The sequence below is a fragment of the Streptomyces sp. NBC_00443 genome, from assembly GCF_036014175.1.
GTDB lineage: Bacteria > Actinomycetota > Actinomycetes > Streptomycetales > Streptomycetaceae > Streptomyces.
This window is the reverse complement of the sequence record NZ_CP107917.1, coordinates 5,339,846-5,355,321: the sequence shown is the minus strand read 5'-3', so window position 1 is coordinate 5,355,321 and position 15,476 is coordinate 5,339,846. Positions and strand designations below refer to the sequence as shown.

The 15,476-nt window shown below is 70.6% G+C and carries 16 protein-coding genes; 10 read left to right on the top strand and 6 right to left on the bottom strand.

Annotation, left to right across the window (positions count from 1 at the left end; genetic code table 11):
• Positions 1-33: 33 nt before the first annotated feature.
• Positions 34-1,707, top strand: coding sequence for a penicillin-binding transpeptidase domain-containing protein (locus OHO27_RS24355; RefSeq protein WP_328427112.1), 1,674 nt, complete (start codon positions 34-36; stop codon positions 1,705-1,707).
• Between the two features lie 3 nt (positions 1,708-1,710).
• Here OHO27_RS24355 and OHO27_RS24350 read toward each other — a convergent pair whose 3' ends face one another.
• Positions 1,711-2,097: an SsgA family sporulation/cell division regulator gene (locus OHO27_RS24350; protein WP_328427111.1), complete on the bottom strand. Its 387-nt coding sequence runs from the start codon at positions 2,095-2,097 to the stop codon at positions 1,711-1,713.
• Between the two features lie 166 nt (positions 2,098-2,263).
• Here OHO27_RS24350 and OHO27_RS24345 point away from each other — a divergent pair, with 166 nt between their 5' ends.
• The 8 genes from OHO27_RS24345 to OHO27_RS24310 all read left to right on the top strand — a co-directional run bounded on the left by OHO27_RS24345 (position 2,264) and on the right by OHO27_RS24310 (position 8,429).
• Positions 2,264-3,322, top strand: a complete 1,059-nt coding sequence (locus OHO27_RS24345) for an energy-coupling factor ABC transporter permease (protein ID WP_328427110.1) — start codon at positions 2,264-2,266, stop codon at positions 3,320-3,322.
• Between the two features lie 8 nt (positions 3,323-3,330).
• Positions 3,331-4,092 carry a cobalt ECF transporter T component CbiQ gene (gene cbiQ, locus OHO27_RS24340; protein ID WP_328427109.1) on the top strand — a complete coding sequence of 254 codons (762 nt, stop codon included), beginning with the start codon at positions 3,331-3,333 and terminating at the stop codon, positions 4,090-4,092.
• Positions 4,080-4,841, top strand: a complete 762-nt coding sequence (locus OHO27_RS24335) for an energy-coupling factor ABC transporter ATP-binding protein (RefSeq protein ID WP_328427108.1) — start codon at positions 4,080-4,082, stop codon at positions 4,839-4,841. The genes cbiQ and OHO27_RS24335 overlap by 13 nt, the downstream gene beginning before the upstream one ends.
• Entirely contained in the window at positions 4,838-5,299 is a 462-nt protein-coding gene (locus OHO27_RS24330; protein ID WP_328427107.1) for a MarR family winged helix-turn-helix transcriptional regulator, read from the top strand. The genes OHO27_RS24335 and OHO27_RS24330 overlap by 4 nt, the downstream gene beginning before the upstream one ends.
• A gap of 122 nt (positions 5,300-5,421) precedes the next feature.
• Entirely contained in the window at positions 5,422-5,871 is a 450-nt protein-coding gene (locus OHO27_RS24325) for an organic hydroperoxide resistance protein (protein ID WP_328427106.1), read from the top strand.
• 66 nt (positions 5,872-5,937) lie between these two features.
• On the top strand, positions 5,938-6,444 hold the full coding sequence (locus tag OHO27_RS24320; RefSeq protein WP_328427105.1) for a YbaK/EbsC family protein: 507 nt from the start codon (positions 5,938-5,940) through the stop codon (positions 6,442-6,444).
• Positions 6,441-7,286 (top strand): EamA family transporter, encoded by an 846-nt coding sequence (locus tag OHO27_RS24315; RefSeq protein ID WP_328427104.1) that lies wholly within the window; start codon positions 6,441-6,443, stop codon positions 7,284-7,286. The genes OHO27_RS24320 and OHO27_RS24315 overlap by 4 nt, the downstream gene beginning before the upstream one ends.
• A gap of 159 nt (positions 7,287-7,445) precedes the next feature.
• The gene (locus OHO27_RS24310; RefSeq protein WP_328427103.1) at positions 7,446-8,429 is read left to right on the top strand and encodes an alpha/beta fold hydrolase; all 984 of its coding nucleotides are present in this window, start codon (positions 7,446-7,448) and stop codon (positions 8,427-8,429) included.
• A 79-nt stretch (positions 8,430-8,508) separates the two neighbouring features.
• On the opposite strand, the gene OHO27_RS24305 is transcribed toward OHO27_RS24310, so the two are convergent.
• From OHO27_RS24305 to OHO27_RS24295, 3 genes are all read right to left on the bottom strand, one after another.
• Positions 8,509-8,775 (bottom strand): hypothetical protein, encoded by a 267-nt coding sequence (locus OHO27_RS24305; RefSeq protein ID WP_328427102.1) that lies wholly within the window; start codon positions 8,773-8,775, stop codon positions 8,509-8,511.
• Between the two features lie 86 nt (positions 8,776-8,861).
• The gene (locus tag OHO27_RS24300) at positions 8,862-9,626 is read right to left on the bottom strand and encodes a class I SAM-dependent methyltransferase (protein ID WP_328427101.1); all 765 of its coding nucleotides are present in this window, start codon (positions 9,624-9,626) and stop codon (positions 8,862-8,864) included.
• 25 nt (positions 9,627-9,651) lie between these two features.
• Positions 9,652-11,157, bottom strand: a complete 1,506-nt coding sequence (locus tag OHO27_RS24295) for a metallophosphoesterase family protein (protein WP_328427100.1) — start codon at positions 11,155-11,157, stop codon at positions 9,652-9,654.
• Between the two features lie 265 nt (positions 11,158-11,422).
• Between OHO27_RS24295 and OHO27_RS24290 the strand changes: the two genes are divergently transcribed.
• Positions 11,423-11,698, top strand: coding sequence for a DUF1876 domain-containing protein (locus OHO27_RS24290; protein WP_328427099.1), 276 nt, complete (start codon positions 11,423-11,425; stop codon positions 11,696-11,698).
• A gap of 44 nt (positions 11,699-11,742) precedes the next feature.
• Here OHO27_RS24290 and OHO27_RS24285 read toward each other — a convergent pair whose 3' ends face one another.
• A complete protein-coding gene (locus OHO27_RS24285; protein WP_328427098.1) occupies positions 11,743-12,900 on the bottom strand; it encodes a serine hydrolase domain-containing protein in 1,158 nt (385 codons plus the stop codon).
• A 224-nt stretch (positions 12,901-13,124) separates the two neighbouring features.
• Entirely contained in the window at positions 13,125-15,374 is a 2,250-nt protein-coding gene (locus OHO27_RS24280; protein ID WP_328427097.1) for an MMPL family transporter, read from the bottom strand.
• Between the last annotated feature and the right edge of the window lie 102 nt (positions 15,375-15,476).

The window sequence follows — 15,476 nt, the reverse complement described above, 5'->3', positions numbered from 1 at the left end:
GGGGCCCTGGAATACGCGAGGGAACGGAAAGCAGTGGGCAACAGAAGGCGCGTCGCCGAGCGACGGAAGACCAACCCCGCCGTGCTCGGCGGGATGATCGCCGTGGTCCTCGGCGGCACCGGGATCGGCGTCTACGCACTGCTGGGCAGCGGATCCGCCGCCGAGAACGGTGCGCAGTCGTCGAGCTCGGAGAAGGCCAAGTCCGTCAAGACCGGCCCGCTGTCGGCGACGGAGGTCACGACCGCGACCCGGGAGTTCCTCACCGCCTGGCAGCAGGGCAAGGTGACCGAGGCGGCTGCCGCCACGGACGACACGACGGCCGCCAAGGCCCTGCTGGCCGGCTACACCAAGGACGCCCACATCAAGGACGTCACCGTCACCGCCGGCACCCGCACGGGCGCCAAGGTCCCCTTCTCCGTGAAGGGCACGGTGTCGTACAAGGGGACCAGCAAACCGCTGACGTACGACAGTGCGCTGACGGTCGTGCGGCGGGCCGAGGACGGCAAGCCGCTCGTCGAGTGGCACTCCGCGGTCGTCCACCCCGACCTGAAGGACGGCGACACCCTCGTCACCGGCGAGTCCGGCACCCCGCCGGTCAAGGCCCTCGACCGGGACGGCGGTGAGCTGACGGAGGACGAGTACCCGTCGCTGGGCTCGGTCCTGGACGGGCTGCGCGAGAAGTACGGCGAGAAGGCGGGCGGCAAGGCGGGCATCGAGCTCCAGGTGATCCGGGGCAAGGAGTCCAAGAAGGCCGAGCTGTCCGACAAGACCCTGGTGGAGCTGAGCAAGGGCACGCCGGGCACGGTGGAGACGACGCTGAGCCCGACGCTGCAGGCCGCCGCGGAGAAGCAGGTGGCCGCCAAGTCGAAGGCGTCAGTGGTCGCGCTGCGCCCCTCGACCGGCGAGATCATGGCGGTCGCGAACTCCTCCCACGGCTTCAACATCGCTTTCCAGGGCTCCCTCGCGCCCGGCTCCACCATGAAGGTCATCACCTCGTCGCTGCTGATCGAGAAGGGCCTGGCGGAGGCCGACAAGGAGCACCCCTGCCCGAAGTACTTCACGTACGGGCACTGGAAGTTCCAGAACGACGACAAGTTCGAGATCAAGGGCGGCACCTTCAAGGCGAGCTTCGCCCGCTCCTGCAACACGGCCTTCATCAGCCAGGCGCCCGAGCTGGACAACGACAGCCTGACCAAGCAGGCCCAGCAGGTCTTCGGCCTCTCCCTGAACAACTGGTCCGTCGGCGTCCCCACCTTCGACGGCTCCGTCCCCGTCCAGTCGCAGGCCCAGATGGCGGCCTCGCTGATCGGCCAGGGCGGGGTGCGGATGAACCCACTGAACATGGCGTCGGTCTCCGCGACCATCAAGACGGGCAGCTTCAAGCAGCCGTACCTGGTGGATCCGTCGGTCGACGACCGCACACTCGCCAAGGCTTCCCGCACGATGTCCGCGTCCTCGCTGTCGCAGCTGCGCGAGCTGATGTCCTACACGGCGGCCTACGGCACGGCGGCGGAGGCGATGTCCGGGGTCACCGGTGACGTCGGTGCGAAGACCGGCTCTGCGGAGGTCGACGGGCAGAAGAAGCCGAACGGCTGGTTCACCGCGTACCGGGGCGACCTCGCGGCGGCGGGCGTCGTCCAGGCGGGCGGCCACGGCGGCGAGACGGCGGGCCCGATCGTGGCGGAACTGCTGAAGCTGGGCGGCTGAGACTCAGCTCCTCAGCTGGGCCTCACGCTCGACGGGGGCGGCCGGCGCGGCGGCCAGGTAGGTCCGCCGCAGGAACCTCATCAGGGCCTTCGTCTCGAACTGCACCACCGAGACACCCTGCGCGGAGTGGAACTCCACCACGGCCTGCACCCGGCCGCACGGCCACACCCTTATCTCTCCGCTGCCCGCGGGAGCCCGCAGCCCCTGCTCCAGCAGGGAGCGCGAGAAGGTCCACTCGTGTGCCTGGCGGCCGGGCAACCTGACACACACCGCACGCGGGTCGGTGTCGGGGTCGTACTTCAGGACGACCGGCACGGCGTCCTGTTCCTCCGCCAGGAGGTCCGCGTCCGTGACGATATGGGCTCGCGCATACTGCTCGACTACGGACATCGGACGACCCCTTACCGTGCGCCACCTAGGCGGAAACTGTGCATCCGCTTCCCCTTCAATGTCCCATATTTCCGGGATTACACCCTCCGGAGCGGCTTATCTCGTGTTTACAACAGAGAGTGAGACGCTCTTGCGAATGGTTCGCATCAAGCCACACCATCGAAGGGTGCACGTACCTGACGGATTCATAGACGCCCCGACCTCCGCCGTGACCGGAGTGGTCGCCGCAGCCGCCGTCGCGGTGAGCCTGCGCGGCGCACGCCGTGAACTCGACGAGCGGACGGCCCCGTTGGCCGGCCTGGTGGCCGCCTTCATCTTCGCCGTGCAGATGCTGAACTTCCCCGTCGCGGCCGGGACCAGCGGACATCTGCTCGGCGGTGCCCTGGCCGCGATACTCGTCGGCCCCTACACCGGCGCGCTGTGCATCTCCGTCGTCCTGCTGATGCAGGGCATCCTCTTCGCTGACGGCGGCCTCACCGCGCTCGGCGTCAACATCACCAACATGGCGATCGTCGGCGTCGTCGTCGCCTACGCGGTCTTCCGGGGCCTGGTGAAGGTCCTGCCGAAGACCCGTCGCTCCATCACCGCCGCCTCCTTCGTCTCCGCGCTGGTGTCGGTGCCGGCCGCGGCGCTCGCGTTCACCCTGCTGTTCTGGATCGGCGGCACCACCGACGTCCCGATCGGCAAGGTCGCCACCGCCATGGGCGGCGTCCACCTCCTGATCGGCATCGGCGAGGCCGCGATCACCGCGCTGACGATCGGCGCCGTCATCGCCGTACGCCCGGACCTCGTGTACGGCGCCCGTGACCTGCGGCAGCCGCTGAAGCTGCGGGTCGGCGGCGAGCTCGTCGACGCTCCCGGAGCCGAGGCCGAGCAGCCGGTCGCGGCCCGGACCTCGCACCGCACCCTGTGGATCAGCGGTCTGGCCACCTCCCTCGTCCTCGCCGGGTTCGTCAGCTTCTACGCCTCCGCCAGCCCCGACGGTCTGGAGAAGGTCGCCGAGGACAAGGGGTTCATCGAGTCCGCCGACGAGCATGCCAACGCCGACTCCCCGCTGGCCGACTACGGCGTCAAGGACGTCGACAACGTCCGGCTGTCCGGCGGTCTCGCCGGCGTGATCGGCGTCGGCGTGACCGTCGTCGCGGGCACCGGCATCTTCTGGGCGGTGCGCCGGCGTCGTACGGACGAGGCCGCCGACGTGTCGCCCACGAGCACGAACGTCTGAGGTCCGGCATGGGCGCCGGGCACGCGCACAGGCTCTACCGGCACGGGCACTCGCCCGTGCACGGCCTGCCGCCGCACACCAAGCTCGCCGCGACGTTCGCGTTCGTGGTGGTCGTGGTGTCGACGCCGCGGGAGGCGATGTGGGCGTTCGGCCTGTACGCCGTGCTGCTCACGGTCGTCGCCGGTGTCGCGCGCGTGCCCGCCGGGTTTCTGCTCAAGAGGCTGCTGATCGAGGTGCCGTTCGTCGCGTTCGCCGTGCTGCTGCCGTTCGTGGCGGAGGGCGAGCAGGTCGAGGTGCTGGGCATGTCGCTGAGCGTCAGCGGACTGTGGGGCGCCTGGAACGTGCTCGCGAAGGGCACCCTGGGCGTCGCCGCCTCCGTACTCCTCGCCTCCACCACCGAGCTGCGCGAACTCCTGCTGGGCCTGCAGCGGCTGAAACTCCCGCCCCTTCTCGTGCAGATCGCGTCCTTCATGATCCGGTACGGCGATGTCATCGCCGACGAGATGCGGCGGATGCGCATAGCACGGGAGTCGCGCGGCTTCGAGGCGAAGGGCGTGCGGCACTGGGGCGTGCTCGCGAAGTCGGCGGGCGCGCTGTTCATCCGCTCGTACGAGCGTGGCGAGCGCGTGCATCTGGCCATGATCAGCCGGGGGTACGCCGGATCGATGCCGGTGATCGACGACGTGACCGCGTCCCGGGCGCAGTGGTCGTACGCCCTCGCGCTGCCCTTCGCCGCCCTTGTCGTCTGCGTGTTGGGATGGACCCTGTGAGTACTGCTTCCCTGGACGTCTCCGGCCTCGCCTTCGCCTACCCCGACGGCCACCAGGCCCTGTTCGGCGTGGACTTCACCATCGCGCGCGGCGAGCGGGTGGCGCTGCTCGGCCCGAACGGCGCCGGCAAGACGACCCTCGTCCTGCACCTCAACGGCATCCTGACCGGCGGTACCGGCACCGTGAGGGTCGCCGGACTGCCCGTCGGCAAGCAGCACATGGCCGAGATCCGGCGCCGGGTCGGGATCGTGTTCCAGGACCCGGACGACCAGCTGTTCATGCCGACGGTCCGCGAGGACGTCGCGTTCGGGCCGGCGGCGGCCGGGCTGAAGGGGCCGGAGCTGGAGGAACGCGTCGACCGGGCGCTGGAGCGAGTCGGCATGGCGGAGTTCAAGGACCGCCCGCCGCACCACCTCTCCTTCGGCCAGCGGCGCCGGGTCGCGGTGGCGACCGTTCTGGCGATGGAGCCGGAGATCCTCGTCCTGGACGAGCCCTCCTCCAACCTCGACCCCGCCTCCCGCCGCGAACTGGCCGACATCCTGCGCTCGTTGGACGTCACCGTCCTGATGGTCACGCACGACCTGCCATACGCCCTGGAGCTGTGCCCACGCTCCCTGATCCTGAGCGAGGGCGTGATCGCGGCGGACGGGAAGACGGCCGAACTCCTGGCGGACGACGAGCTGATGCGGGCCCATCGCCTCGAGCTGCCGTTCGGATTCGACCCGCGGTCCGTGACAATGGGCGCGTGACGCATCAAGAGGACGCGGGGTCGCTGTCCCTGGACGACCAGCTCTGCTTCGCGCTGTACGCCGCCCAGCGAGCGGTGACGGCCGCCTACCGCCCGCTCCTCGACGAACTCGGCCTCACCTACCCGCAGTACCTGGTGCTGCTGGTCCTGTGGGAGCGGGGCGAGACGACGGTGAAGGAGCTGGCCGCCGCGCTGCGGCTCGACTACGGCACCGTCTCCCCCCTGCTGAAGCGGCTGGAGGCGGCCGGCCTGGTACGGCGTGAGCGGTCGGCGCGGGACGAGCGGTCCGTGCTCGTGGCCGTCACCGGGCGCGGGGCGGAGCTGCGGGAGCGCGCGAGGTGCGTGCCCGGCTCAGTGCTCGACGCGACGGGGCTCGACGCGACGGGAGTCGCGCGCCTGCGCGAGGAGCTGTGGCAGCTCACGCACCGAGCACACCCCACCGCGAACCCCACCCCCTGAACTCGGGTTACCCCCGGTTCCCACCCCCTGGCAACGGCGACCGACCTACCGGCCAGTACCTTGTGCGCAATGCACTTGTGCGCGCCTTTTCCGATGCGCGCCGTCTGGGGGGAGGGCCAACCATGACCGACGAGGGCACCGTCGTCGACACCCGTCCGACGAAGATCATGTACGTCGCCGAAGCCACCGCGCACGGCGGCCGGGACGGCTATGTCACCAGCCAGGACGGCCAGATCGAGCTCAAGGTCACGATGCCCCCGGAACTGGGCGGCGACGGCAACGGCACCAACCCCGAGCAGCTGTTCGCCGCCGGCTACAGCACCTGCTTCCACAACGCGCTCATCCTCGTCGGCAACCGCGAGGGCTACGACCTCACCGGTTCCACGGTCGCCGCGAAGGTCGGCATCGGCCCCAACAAGCAACGCGGCTACGGCCTCGCGGTCGCCCTCAGCGTCTCCCTGCCGGTGCTGGACGCGGGTCTCGCCGCCAAGCTGGTGGACGCGGCGCACGAGATCTGCCCGTACTCCAACGCGACCCGGGGCAACATCGACGTCACGATCCTGCTCGGCTGAGGTCCCGCTCTCTCAGCACCTGGAATTCGTTCGTGACACACGTATCCGACGGCTAGCCTGCCGGGCATGACGTCCTCGGAAGCATCGGAAACACATGCCCACCCACGTTTCGCCGAGGCTCTGCACGAGCTCGGGCTGAGCGATCTGAACGCCCGGATGCGCCGGTTCCCGGACGCGACCCGTACCGCGGCCGAGGCCGCCGCCGCGATCGGGTGCGAGCTCAGTGAGATCTGCAAGTCGCTGATCTTTGCGGCGGACGGGGTCCCCGTGCTGGTCCTGATGGACGGGGCGTCCCGGGTCGACCTGGAGCTCGTGCGGAACGAACTCGGCGCCGAGAAGGTCACACGGGCCAAGGTCGACGTCGTGCGGGAGAACACCGGGTACGCCATCGGGGGCGTACCGCCCTTCGGGCACCGTACGAAGACGCGCGTGCTCGCCGATCGGTCGCTGCTGGGGCACGACGTCGTCTGGGCCGCCGCCGGGAACCCGCACGTGGTCTTCCCCATGGCGCCCTTGGACCTGGTCGCCCATGCCGGTGCCTCCCTGGTGGACGTGCGCGAGCAGACTTCGTGACCCCTCTGGTCACGGCCGCCGTCCTGCTCGCGGCCGTCACGCACGCCGGCTGGAACGCCATCGCCCACAAGATCACTGAAAAGCTGGTGGGGTTCACGCTCATCGCGGGCGGCGGGGCGGTGATCGGGCTGGCCCTGATGCCCTTCGGGGCGTTCCCGGCGGCCGATGCATGGCCGTATCTGCTCGCCTCCGCCCTCGTCCACATCGTCTACTTCGCGCTGCTGATGAAGTCCTTCCAGCTGGGCGACTTCGGGCAGGCCTACCCCCTCGCACGCGGCACCGCGCCGCTCGTGGTCGCCGTGCTGGCGGCCGTGTTCGCGCACGAGGTGCCGAACGGCTGGGCGGCCGCCGGCATCGCCCTGTCCTGCGCGGGACTGACCGGCGTCGCCCTGTGGGGGCTGCGCGGACGCCGGCCCAACTGGGCCGCGATCGGGGCCGCGCTGGCGACGGGGCTGAGCATCGCGGCGTACACCGTCATCGACGGGCTGGGCGTACGGGCCTCCGGGTCGTCCCTCGGTTACATCGCCTGGCTGATGGTGGTCGAGGGGCTCGTCATCCCGGCGTACGCGGTCTGGCGCTGGCGCGGACGGACGGTCGCCGTGCTGCGGCCGTTCGCCGCGCTGGGACTGCTGGGTGCCGCGCTGTCCGTCACCGCGTACGCGCTGGTCCTGTGGGCGCAGACGAAGGCCGAACTGGCGCCGATCGCCGCCCTGCGGGAGTCCTCCATCATCGTGGGGGCCGCGATCGGGGCGGTGTTCTTCAAGGAGCGGTTCGGGGCGCCGCGGATCGCGGCGGCCGCGCTGCTCGTCGTGGGCATCGGGCTGATGCTGCACACCGGCTAGGAACTGGGGCGCCGGACAGGTGGCCGGCCGTTCGGCGTTCCTCCGCAGCTCGCGCCCGGCTCCCGGACATCACTCCAATGACCTCTTCCATCGCGCACAGTGATCACCGCGCCAGCAGACTCGTCATGGCCCCGCCACCACCCGACAGAAAGAGTGGCCATGACAGCGAACCTGCTCAAGACCTCCCGCCTCGCGTGCGGTCTTGCGCTGCTCTTGCCCGCAGCCGCGCTCATACCCCCGGCCCCCGCCGCCGCGTCCACCGCCGACGGCGGCTCCGGCGCCGGCGGGGGCAAGCCCACCATCGTGCTGGTGCACGGTGCGTGGGCCGACGCCTCGGGCTGGAACCAGGTCATCAAGAGCTTGCAAGGAGACGGCTACACCGTTGTCGCCCCGGCCAACCCGCTGCGCGGCCTGTCCGGGGACTCCGCCTACCTCGCCGCCTTCCTCAAGAGCATCAAGGGACCGATCGTGCTGGTGGGTCACTCCTACGGCGGGGCAGTGATCACGAATGCCGCCACGGGCAATCAGAACGTGAAGTCCCTGGTCTACATAGCCGGCTTTGCTCCCGACACCGGGGAGACGACGGCCGAACTCCTCGCCAAGTACCCCGGCAGCCACCTCACCGACGACCCCGGCGCCCAGGTACCCACCGCACTCAACGCGGTCCCCATCCCCCCGGCCAACGGCGGCATCGACTTCTACATCAAGCCCGACAAGTTCAGCGACGTCTTCCTGAGCGACCGGCTGGATGCCACCACCGCCGCCGTCCTTGCGGCAGGCCAGCGTCCCGCCACTCCCGCCACCAATACCGATCGCTCCAAGGCCCCTGCCTGGAGGACGATTCCGTCCTGGTACCTCGTCGCCACCGACGACCGCACCATCGGAACCGCCAACGAACGCTTCATGGCCAAGCGAGCCGGCGCACGTACGGTCGAGGTCGACGCACCGCACGCGGCGTTCCTCACCGCACCCGAAGCGGTGACCGAGATCATCCTCGACGCCACCCGCGCCGGGTCTCCCCGCCTGGCCGACACCGGCCGCTCCGGCGCCATCGGGCTCATGGCCGGCACCGCGGGGGTGGCTTTGGCCACAGGGACAGCCCTGATCGCTGTCTCGCGCAGGCGCCGCGCCCTGAACGGCTGACAGCCAGGGGCTGGGTACCAGACAGGCGGCCAGCCGTTCGCTGACCGCCTGTTACCTCTGGTGCTGCCGAGCCGGTGACTCAGAAGGCGCTGTTGTTGCAGCCCATCGTCGAGCCGAGGTGCGTGCTCTGGCTGCCCGAGTCGCCCTCGCCGTTGAGGCCGTTGCCCAGCACGCCGTTGAGCAGACCGACGACGCCGAGGATGTCGATGTTCAGGTCGTGGGACTTGCACTGGGTGCTCTGCTGGACTTTGTAGTCGTCGCCGGCGGCGTGGGCCGTGCCGGCGCCCAGGAGCCCGACAGTGCTGAGGGCGGCGACCAGGACGGCGGCCTTACGAAGCTTGTGCATGTCATCTCCGGTGGAGTGAGGGGGATGCAGTGCGTGAAGGGGTGACCCCTTACGATTAAGGGAGATTAAGTAAGAAATGCCCCAAATCATCCTGCGGCGCGCCGAGTTTCGAGATCTTGCACCGGAAGTGCGGCGGCCTGGGCATGCGTCGGCTTGCCCACCCGGAACGCGAACTGGCCGCAGTAGGTGAGCTTCCGCAGGTTCACCAGGGCCGTCCTGCGGCGGCCGTGCCGCGCCCACTGGTCGATCTCGGAGTTGAGCGGGGACTGCTCGTCCCAGTAACGGCTGTACTCCGGCGGCCTGCCGAGGTAGCTGCGCATGATCAGCGCCACCCCGTCGAGCGAGGGCCGGATCTCCTCCAGCGCGAGCCCCGCCTCCTCGACCAGCACCCGGAAGCCGTACGGCGTGTAGTTCCACAGGCTGAAGGAGTGGTACGGCTCGAACTGGGACGTCGATCCGATGAAGCAGCCGCCGGGCGCCAGCACCCGGGCGATCTCCGCGAGCAGTTCGCGCGGGCGGGCGACGTGTTCGAAGACCTGGTGCGAGTAGATCAGCGGCAGCGAGTCGCAGGCGAGCGGAAGACGGACGCCGTCGTAGTGCACCACCGGGTCACCGCCGGGCGTGCGCTGGCCCGCCTCGGGTGAGTCGCGGATGTCGATCCCGACCCACCGCACCTCGGGGTCGTGCTTACGGAAGAGCGCGGCCGACGTGCCGCGGCCGCACCCCAGGTCGACGACCAGCCCGGGCGCGCCGGGGGCGCCCATCACCTCGTCGACGTAGTGCCGCGAGGTGACCTGTCGGGCATGGTCGTCGGGGATGCAGTCCCGCATGAGGTCCCAGAGGGTCGCCATACTCGGATGCTACGGACACTCACCGTCACCCGCGATTCACGCTACGCGAGAGCGGTGAGGGCGGTGTGACGCCCGAGAGGTCGTGTGCCGCGACGCTGTTGCGGTCGGTGACCGAGCGGCCCAGGGCGTGGTGCGGCCACAGACCCGCGGCCACCCGGCGGCTGCGCTCGCTCCACTGCCGGGCCGCCAGGTCGCCGGCCTTGTAGTGGTTGAGGGCGTAGCCGCCGGAGTGGATGCGCAACAGGGTGAAGCCGCCGGGGTACTCCTTGGCGGCGGCGACCTCCTGCTGGATGACGTGCGGGGCGCGCACCAGCACGGTGCGCTTGTTGCGGTGGGTGTGGCCCGCATGGTGGAGGAAGACGCCGGGCGCGGACGCGTAGGCGTCGACGATGGTGCGGGCCTGGCGGCGCTCCAGGCACTGGCCGCGGGTCACCGGGAACACGGAGTCCCGCACGGTCAGCGGATGGTGGCCGAACACCACCGTCGGCTGATCCGGCGCCTCCCTCAAACCGGCCTGGAACCAGGCCAGTTGCTCGGGTCCTAGGCCGCCCGCGTCGGCGCCGTTGCCGGTCTTGACGTAGGTGTCGAGGCCGATGATCCGCAGCCCGCCGAGGTCACGGGCGAAGTACCCGGTTCCGTCGCTGCCCGTCAGGCCGGGGAAGGCGGTGCGGAAGGTGGAGTTGTCGACGGAGCGGTCGTGATTGCCGCGTACGACGAAGTAGTCCTGCCCGTGGGTGCCGAAGCCGTCCAGGATCCGCCGGGCCTCGCCCAGGTCGTGCGCCGCGCCGCCGGCCGAGATGTCGCCCCCGGCCAGCAGCAGGTCCGCCCCGCGCCGCCGGGCCTCCTCGACCAGGGCGCGGCTCATCAGCTCCGGATACGGTGCGCGTCCCGGCTGTTGCGGCACCCCGCGCAGCAGGGGCAGGCCGCCGACCAGGCCGGCGGTGGTCTCGCCGAGGTGCAGGTCGTTGCAGAGCGCGATGGACAGCAGGTGCCGGCCGGGCGGGGGCTGCGGGGTGGTGAAGGAGTACGGCCCGCCGCTCGCGCCGAACCCGAACGTCGACGTGCCCACCGCGTTGCCGCGCACCAGATGCAGCGGCGTGGGTGTGGCGGTCACGCCCCGTGAGCGGGCCTGGTAGTAGTACGTCTGCCCCGGCTCCAGGTCCGTGAGCTCGACCTGGTGATGGGCGGTCGGCAGGTCGACGGACGCGGTGCGGTTGAGCCGGGAGGGGTGCGTGCCGTAGACGACCTCGCCCTCGGTGATCGCGGGGAGGGGGTGGCCCAGGCCGTCGTCGGTGCCGGGGATGCCGGTGTACCAGGTGATGACGGCGCTGTCCTCGGTGAGGGTGACCAGTTCGAGGTTGACGGCGGTCAGGGCGTCGGGGTGGTGCGAGCGGGCCCGCTGCATGGCGGCGGAGGCCGAGCGCAGCAGGGCGGGGGCGAGGCGGGCACCGGAGCGCAGCACCTCGCAGGGGCCGGGGAAGGCCGACAGTGCTGCGAGAGCGGGGAGGTGGGCGGAGAAGCAGCAGCGCATGTCCTCGATATGGCCCTGTGCGGTTAACGGGGGAGGTGGCGGTGACGGCGGGGCCAGGTCCGGCGCACGACATCTCCATGGAACGCGACATCTCCATGGAAGCAGGGCGAAGCCGGTCCCCGAAGCGGATGTGCCGAGTCTCACTGATCCCGAGTTGCGCTCTTTGCACCCCGGCGTCCCCTCCGGCAACAGGCACCCCATATTGACTGTGCGGCGGCACTCTCCGAGGCGCACCCTGGAAGCAGAGATTCCGGAGGTGATCGTCATGGTGCAGACCACTGTGGGATGGCATGTCGAGATGGAGTTCCAGGAGGACGAGACCCACACGCGGGCGGTCGCGATGGTGCGGCTCCCCGACGGCAGCGAGGTACGCGCGCACGGACACGCCGCACGGCACCACACGGACTCGAATCAGCCACGCGTCGGCGAGGAGATCGCCGGCGCCCGTGCGCTGAACGAGCTCGCGATGCAGATGCTCACCAAGGCGCACAGCGAGATCGACCAGGCGTCGGGGCGTACGTCCCACCCCATCCACGTCTGAACCGCCCGCCGCGCGAACACTGCACGCCACGCGACAACCGCACGCTAGGGGAGCGCCGCCCGCACCGCCCGTATCAACGCCTGCGCCCTCGGGTCCGCCGTCACCGTCTTGCGGAAGCCGTTCGTCACATAGCCGAAGGCGATCCCCGTCTCCGGGTCGGCGAAGCCGAGGGCGCCGCCGCGGCCCGGGTGGCCGAAGGAACCCGGACCCAGCAGCGGGGACGCGCTGCCGTGCAGCATGTAACCAAGACCGAAACGGGTGTTGACCACCAGGACGCGGTCCTGCCCCGCCGACTCCTCGGCCCGCGCCAGCTCCACCGTCGCCGGGTCGAAGAGCCGTACCCCGTCGACCTCGCCGATGAGCGCGGCGTAGAAGCGGGCCAGTCCGTCGGCCGTCGCGATGCCGTTCGTCGCGGGGAGGGCGGCGGCACGGTAGGCGGGGTCGTTCTGGTCGGGGAAGGGGGTGATCGCGGCGAAGGCGCGGCGCGTGAGGGAGGCCGGGTCCTGGTAGGCCTCGGTGACCGAGCGCCTCGGACGGGCACGGAGCCCGCCCGCCGGCTCGGGTCCCTCGACGCGGCCGGTACGGCCCACCCGGCCCGCCTCGGACTCCGGCAGCCCGAGCCACAGGTCCAGGCCGAGCGGACCGGCGATCTCCGCCGCGAGCCACTCGCCGGCCCACCGCCCGGTCACCCGGCGCACCAGCTCGTCCAGCAGCCAGCCGTACGTCAGCGCGTGATAGCCGTGATCGGTACCCGGTACCCACGCGGGAGCCTGAGCAGCCACGGCCTCGGGGCCGCGGTGGGGGTCCAGCGCCTCCTCGGGCGTGAGCGGGCGGTCGAGCACCGGGAGCCCGGCGCGGTGGTTCAGCACATGCCGGACCAGCAGGCGCTCCTTGCCGTGCGCCTTGAACTCCGGCCAGTACTCACCCACCGGCGCGTCCAGGTCCAGCTGCCCACGCTGCCGCAGGATCAGGGGGACGGCGGCGGCGACGCCCTTGGTCGCCGAGCGCACGACCTGCGCGGTGCCGTGCTGCCACGGCTGCGTGCCGTCGACGTCCTTCGTGCCGGCCCACAGGTCGGCGACCTTGCGCCCGTCCAGGTACACGGCGACGGCCGCGCCGCGCTCCCCGAGGGTGCCGAAGTTCCGTATGAACGCCTCCCGGACCGGCTCGAAGCCCTCGGCCACTGCGCCGTTCACGTCCACGCCCGTGCTCCCCTGCGAGTGTCTCGTTCCGCGGCCGGTTCGTCCGCCTTCGACAGTCATCCCAACACGGGTGCGCGACCTTCGATTCCGTTATGTGGTCGACGTCTCGCCGGTCTTGAGGCCGCAGTTCGCTCATCGCACAGAAGCCGGTGAGGGCAACCCGTCCCCACGGAGCCCTCACCGGCCGGCCTGTCACCTCAAGGTGGTACTTCAGAGGCGGCCCGTCAGGCGCGCACCAGCGCCCGGTCCTCGTCGGGGTCCTCGGACCCCTTCGCCTCGGCGTCCGTGCGCAGGCCCTCGCCCTCCACGTCCACGTTCGGCAGGGCACGGTCCAGCCACTTCGGGAGCCACCAGGCCTTCTTGCCGAGCAGGGCCAGGACCGCCGGGACGATGGCCATCCGCACGATGAACGCGTCGAAGAAGACCGCGATCGCCAGGCCGAAGCCGATCATCTTGACCATGGACTCGGACGAGCCGATGAAGCCCGCGAAGACCGCCATCATGATCACGGCCGCGGCCGAGACGACCCTCGCGCCGTACTTGAACCCGGTCACCACCGCCTGGCTCGGCTTCTCGCCGTGGACGTACGCCTCGCGCATCCGCGTCACGAGGAACACCTCGTAGTCCATCGCCAGACCGAAGACCACGCCGACCATGAAGATCGGCATCATCGACATCACCGGGCCGGTCTCCTCCACGCCCAGGAGGCCCGCGAACCAGCCCCACTGGAAGACCGCGACCACCGCGCCCAGCGCCGCCATCACGCTCAGCAGGAAGCCGAGCGCCGCCTTCAGCGGGACCAGGATCGAACGGAAGACCACGATCAGGAGCAGGAAGGCGAGGCCGACCACCAGCGCCAGATACGGCAGCAGCGCGTCGTTCAGCTTCTCCGAGACGTCGATGTTCATCGCCGTGGAGCCGGTGACCAGCACGGTCGCGTCCGTGTCGGCCTTCACCTCCGCGCCCTTGCCGCGGATGGCGTGGACCAGGTCCTCGGTGGTGACGGACGACGGCTTGGCGTCCGGGATCACCGTGATCGTCGCTGTGTCGCCCGCCTTGTTGGGCGTCGCCGGCGCCACCGCCACGACGTTCTCGATGCCCTTGATGTCGTCGCCGACCTGCTTGAAGGCGGCGTCCGGATCGGCGCTGCCCTTGGCGTCGACCACGACCATCAGCGGGCCGTTGAAGCCGGGCCCGAAGCCGTCGGACAGGAGGTCGTACGCACGCCGCTGCGTGGTGGACGTCGGCTGCGAACCGTCGTCGCCGAGACCGAGTTCGAGGGAGCTCGCGGGGATGGCCGCGGCGCCGAGGCCCACGACACCCAGGAGGAGGATGGCGATCGGACGGCGTACGACGAAGCTGGCCCAGCGGGTGCCCAGGTTCGGCTTGGCCGGCCTGCCCGCCCCGCTGCCGGAGGCCGCCTTCTTCTCGGCCCGCCTGCCGCCCATCCACCGGCTCTTCTTCCCGGCGGGCTGCACCTTCTTGCCGGCGTACCCGAGCAGGGCCGGGATCATCGTCAGCGCGATCAGCACCGCGATCACGACCGTGCCGGCTGCCGCGATGCCCATCTTCGTCAGCATCGGGATGTTGACGACCGACAGGCCGACCAGCGCGATGACCACCGTCAGACCGGCGAAGACCACCGCGGAGCCCGCGGTGCCGACGGCCCGGCCGGCCGCCTCCTCGCGTTCGCGGCCCTCGGCCAGTTCGGCGCGGTAGCGGGAGACGATGAACAGGGCGTAGTCGATGCCGACCGCCAGGCCGATCATCATCGCCAGCGTCGAGGTCGTGGAGCCCAGCTCCAGCGCGCTCGCCAGGGCCGTGATCGTCGAGATGCCGATGCCGACACCGATCAGGGCGGTCAGCAGCGGGAGCCCGGCCGCGATCAGCGAGCCGAAGGTGATGACGAGGACCACCGCGGCGACCCCGATGCCGATGATCTCCGTGGCACCGGTGTGCGGCACCGTCTGGAGCGCGTCACCGCCGATCTCCACGGTGAGCCCGGCGTCCCGCGCGTCCTGCGCGGCGTCCTCCAGGGCGTCGCGCGAGGAGTCCTGCAGTTCCATGCCGGAGACGTCGTACTTCACCGACGCGTACGCGACCGTGCCGTCCTTGCTGACGGCCTTCGCGGTGTACGGGTCGGCGACGGAGGCCACCTCGGAGCCGTCGGACAGCTCCTTGACGGTGTCCTCGACGGTCGCCTTGTTGCCGGCGTCCGTCATCTTCTGCCCGTCCGGCGCCTTGAAGACGACCCGGGCGGTGGCGCCGTCGGCACTCATGCCGGGGAAGCGCTGTTCCAGCAGGTCGAAGGCCTTCTGTGCCTCGGTGCCGGGGATCGAGAAGGACGTCGTGCCCGCGGCGGGCGCGCTGGCCGCACCCACACCGGCGAGGGTGAGCAGCGCGACCCATATGAGGGCGACGAAATGCCGTCGCCTGAAGGCGAGCCGGCCGAGTTTGTAGAGGAACGTGGCCACGAGGGCGTCTCCCGGTCAGGTCGTGGATTGGTGCGTGGGCAGGGGTCATCAGCCCGACGACGTGAGCGGATACGTCAGGTGGAGGGCTTGCTCAGGGGACTG

Excerpts from the sequence above, each read along its gene's own strand:
- OHO27_RS24295 (WP_328427100.1), bottom strand. The coding sequence starts at position 11,157 with ATGCGCTGCTGCTTCTCCGCCCACCTCCCCGCTCTCGCAGCACTGTCG.
- OHO27_RS24320 (WP_328427105.1), top strand. The coding sequence starts at position 5,938 with ATGACGTCCTCGGAAGCATCGGAAACACATGCCCACCCACGTTTCGCC.
- cbiQ (WP_328427109.1), top strand. The coding sequence starts at position 3,331 with ATGGGCGCCGGGCACGCGCACAGGCTCTACCGGCACGGGCACTCGCCC.
- OHO27_RS24305 (WP_328427102.1), bottom strand. The coding sequence starts at position 8,775 with ATGCACAAGCTTCGTAAGGCCGCCGTCCTGGTCGCCGCCCTCAGCACT.
- OHO27_RS24300 (WP_328427101.1), bottom strand. The coding sequence starts at position 9,626 with ATGGCGACCCTCTGGGACCTCATGCGGGACTGCATCCCCGACGACCAT.
- OHO27_RS24350 (WP_328427111.1), bottom strand. The coding sequence starts at position 2,097 with ATGTCCGTAGTCGAGCAGTATGCGCGAGCCCATATCGTCACGGACGCG.
- OHO27_RS24325 (WP_328427106.1), top strand. The coding sequence starts at position 5,422 with ATGACCGACGAGGGCACCGTCGTCGACACCCGTCCGACGAAGATCATG.
- OHO27_RS24335 (WP_328427108.1), top strand. The coding sequence starts at position 4,080 with ATGGACCCTGTGAGTACTGCTTCCCTGGACGTCTCCGGCCTCGCCTTC.
- OHO27_RS24290 (WP_328427099.1), top strand. The coding sequence starts at position 11,423 with ATGGTGCAGACCACTGTGGGATGGCATGTCGAGATGGAGTTCCAGGAG.
- OHO27_RS24310 (WP_328427103.1), top strand. The coding sequence starts at position 7,446 with ATGACAGCGAACCTGCTCAAGACCTCCCGCCTCGCGTGCGGTCTTGCG.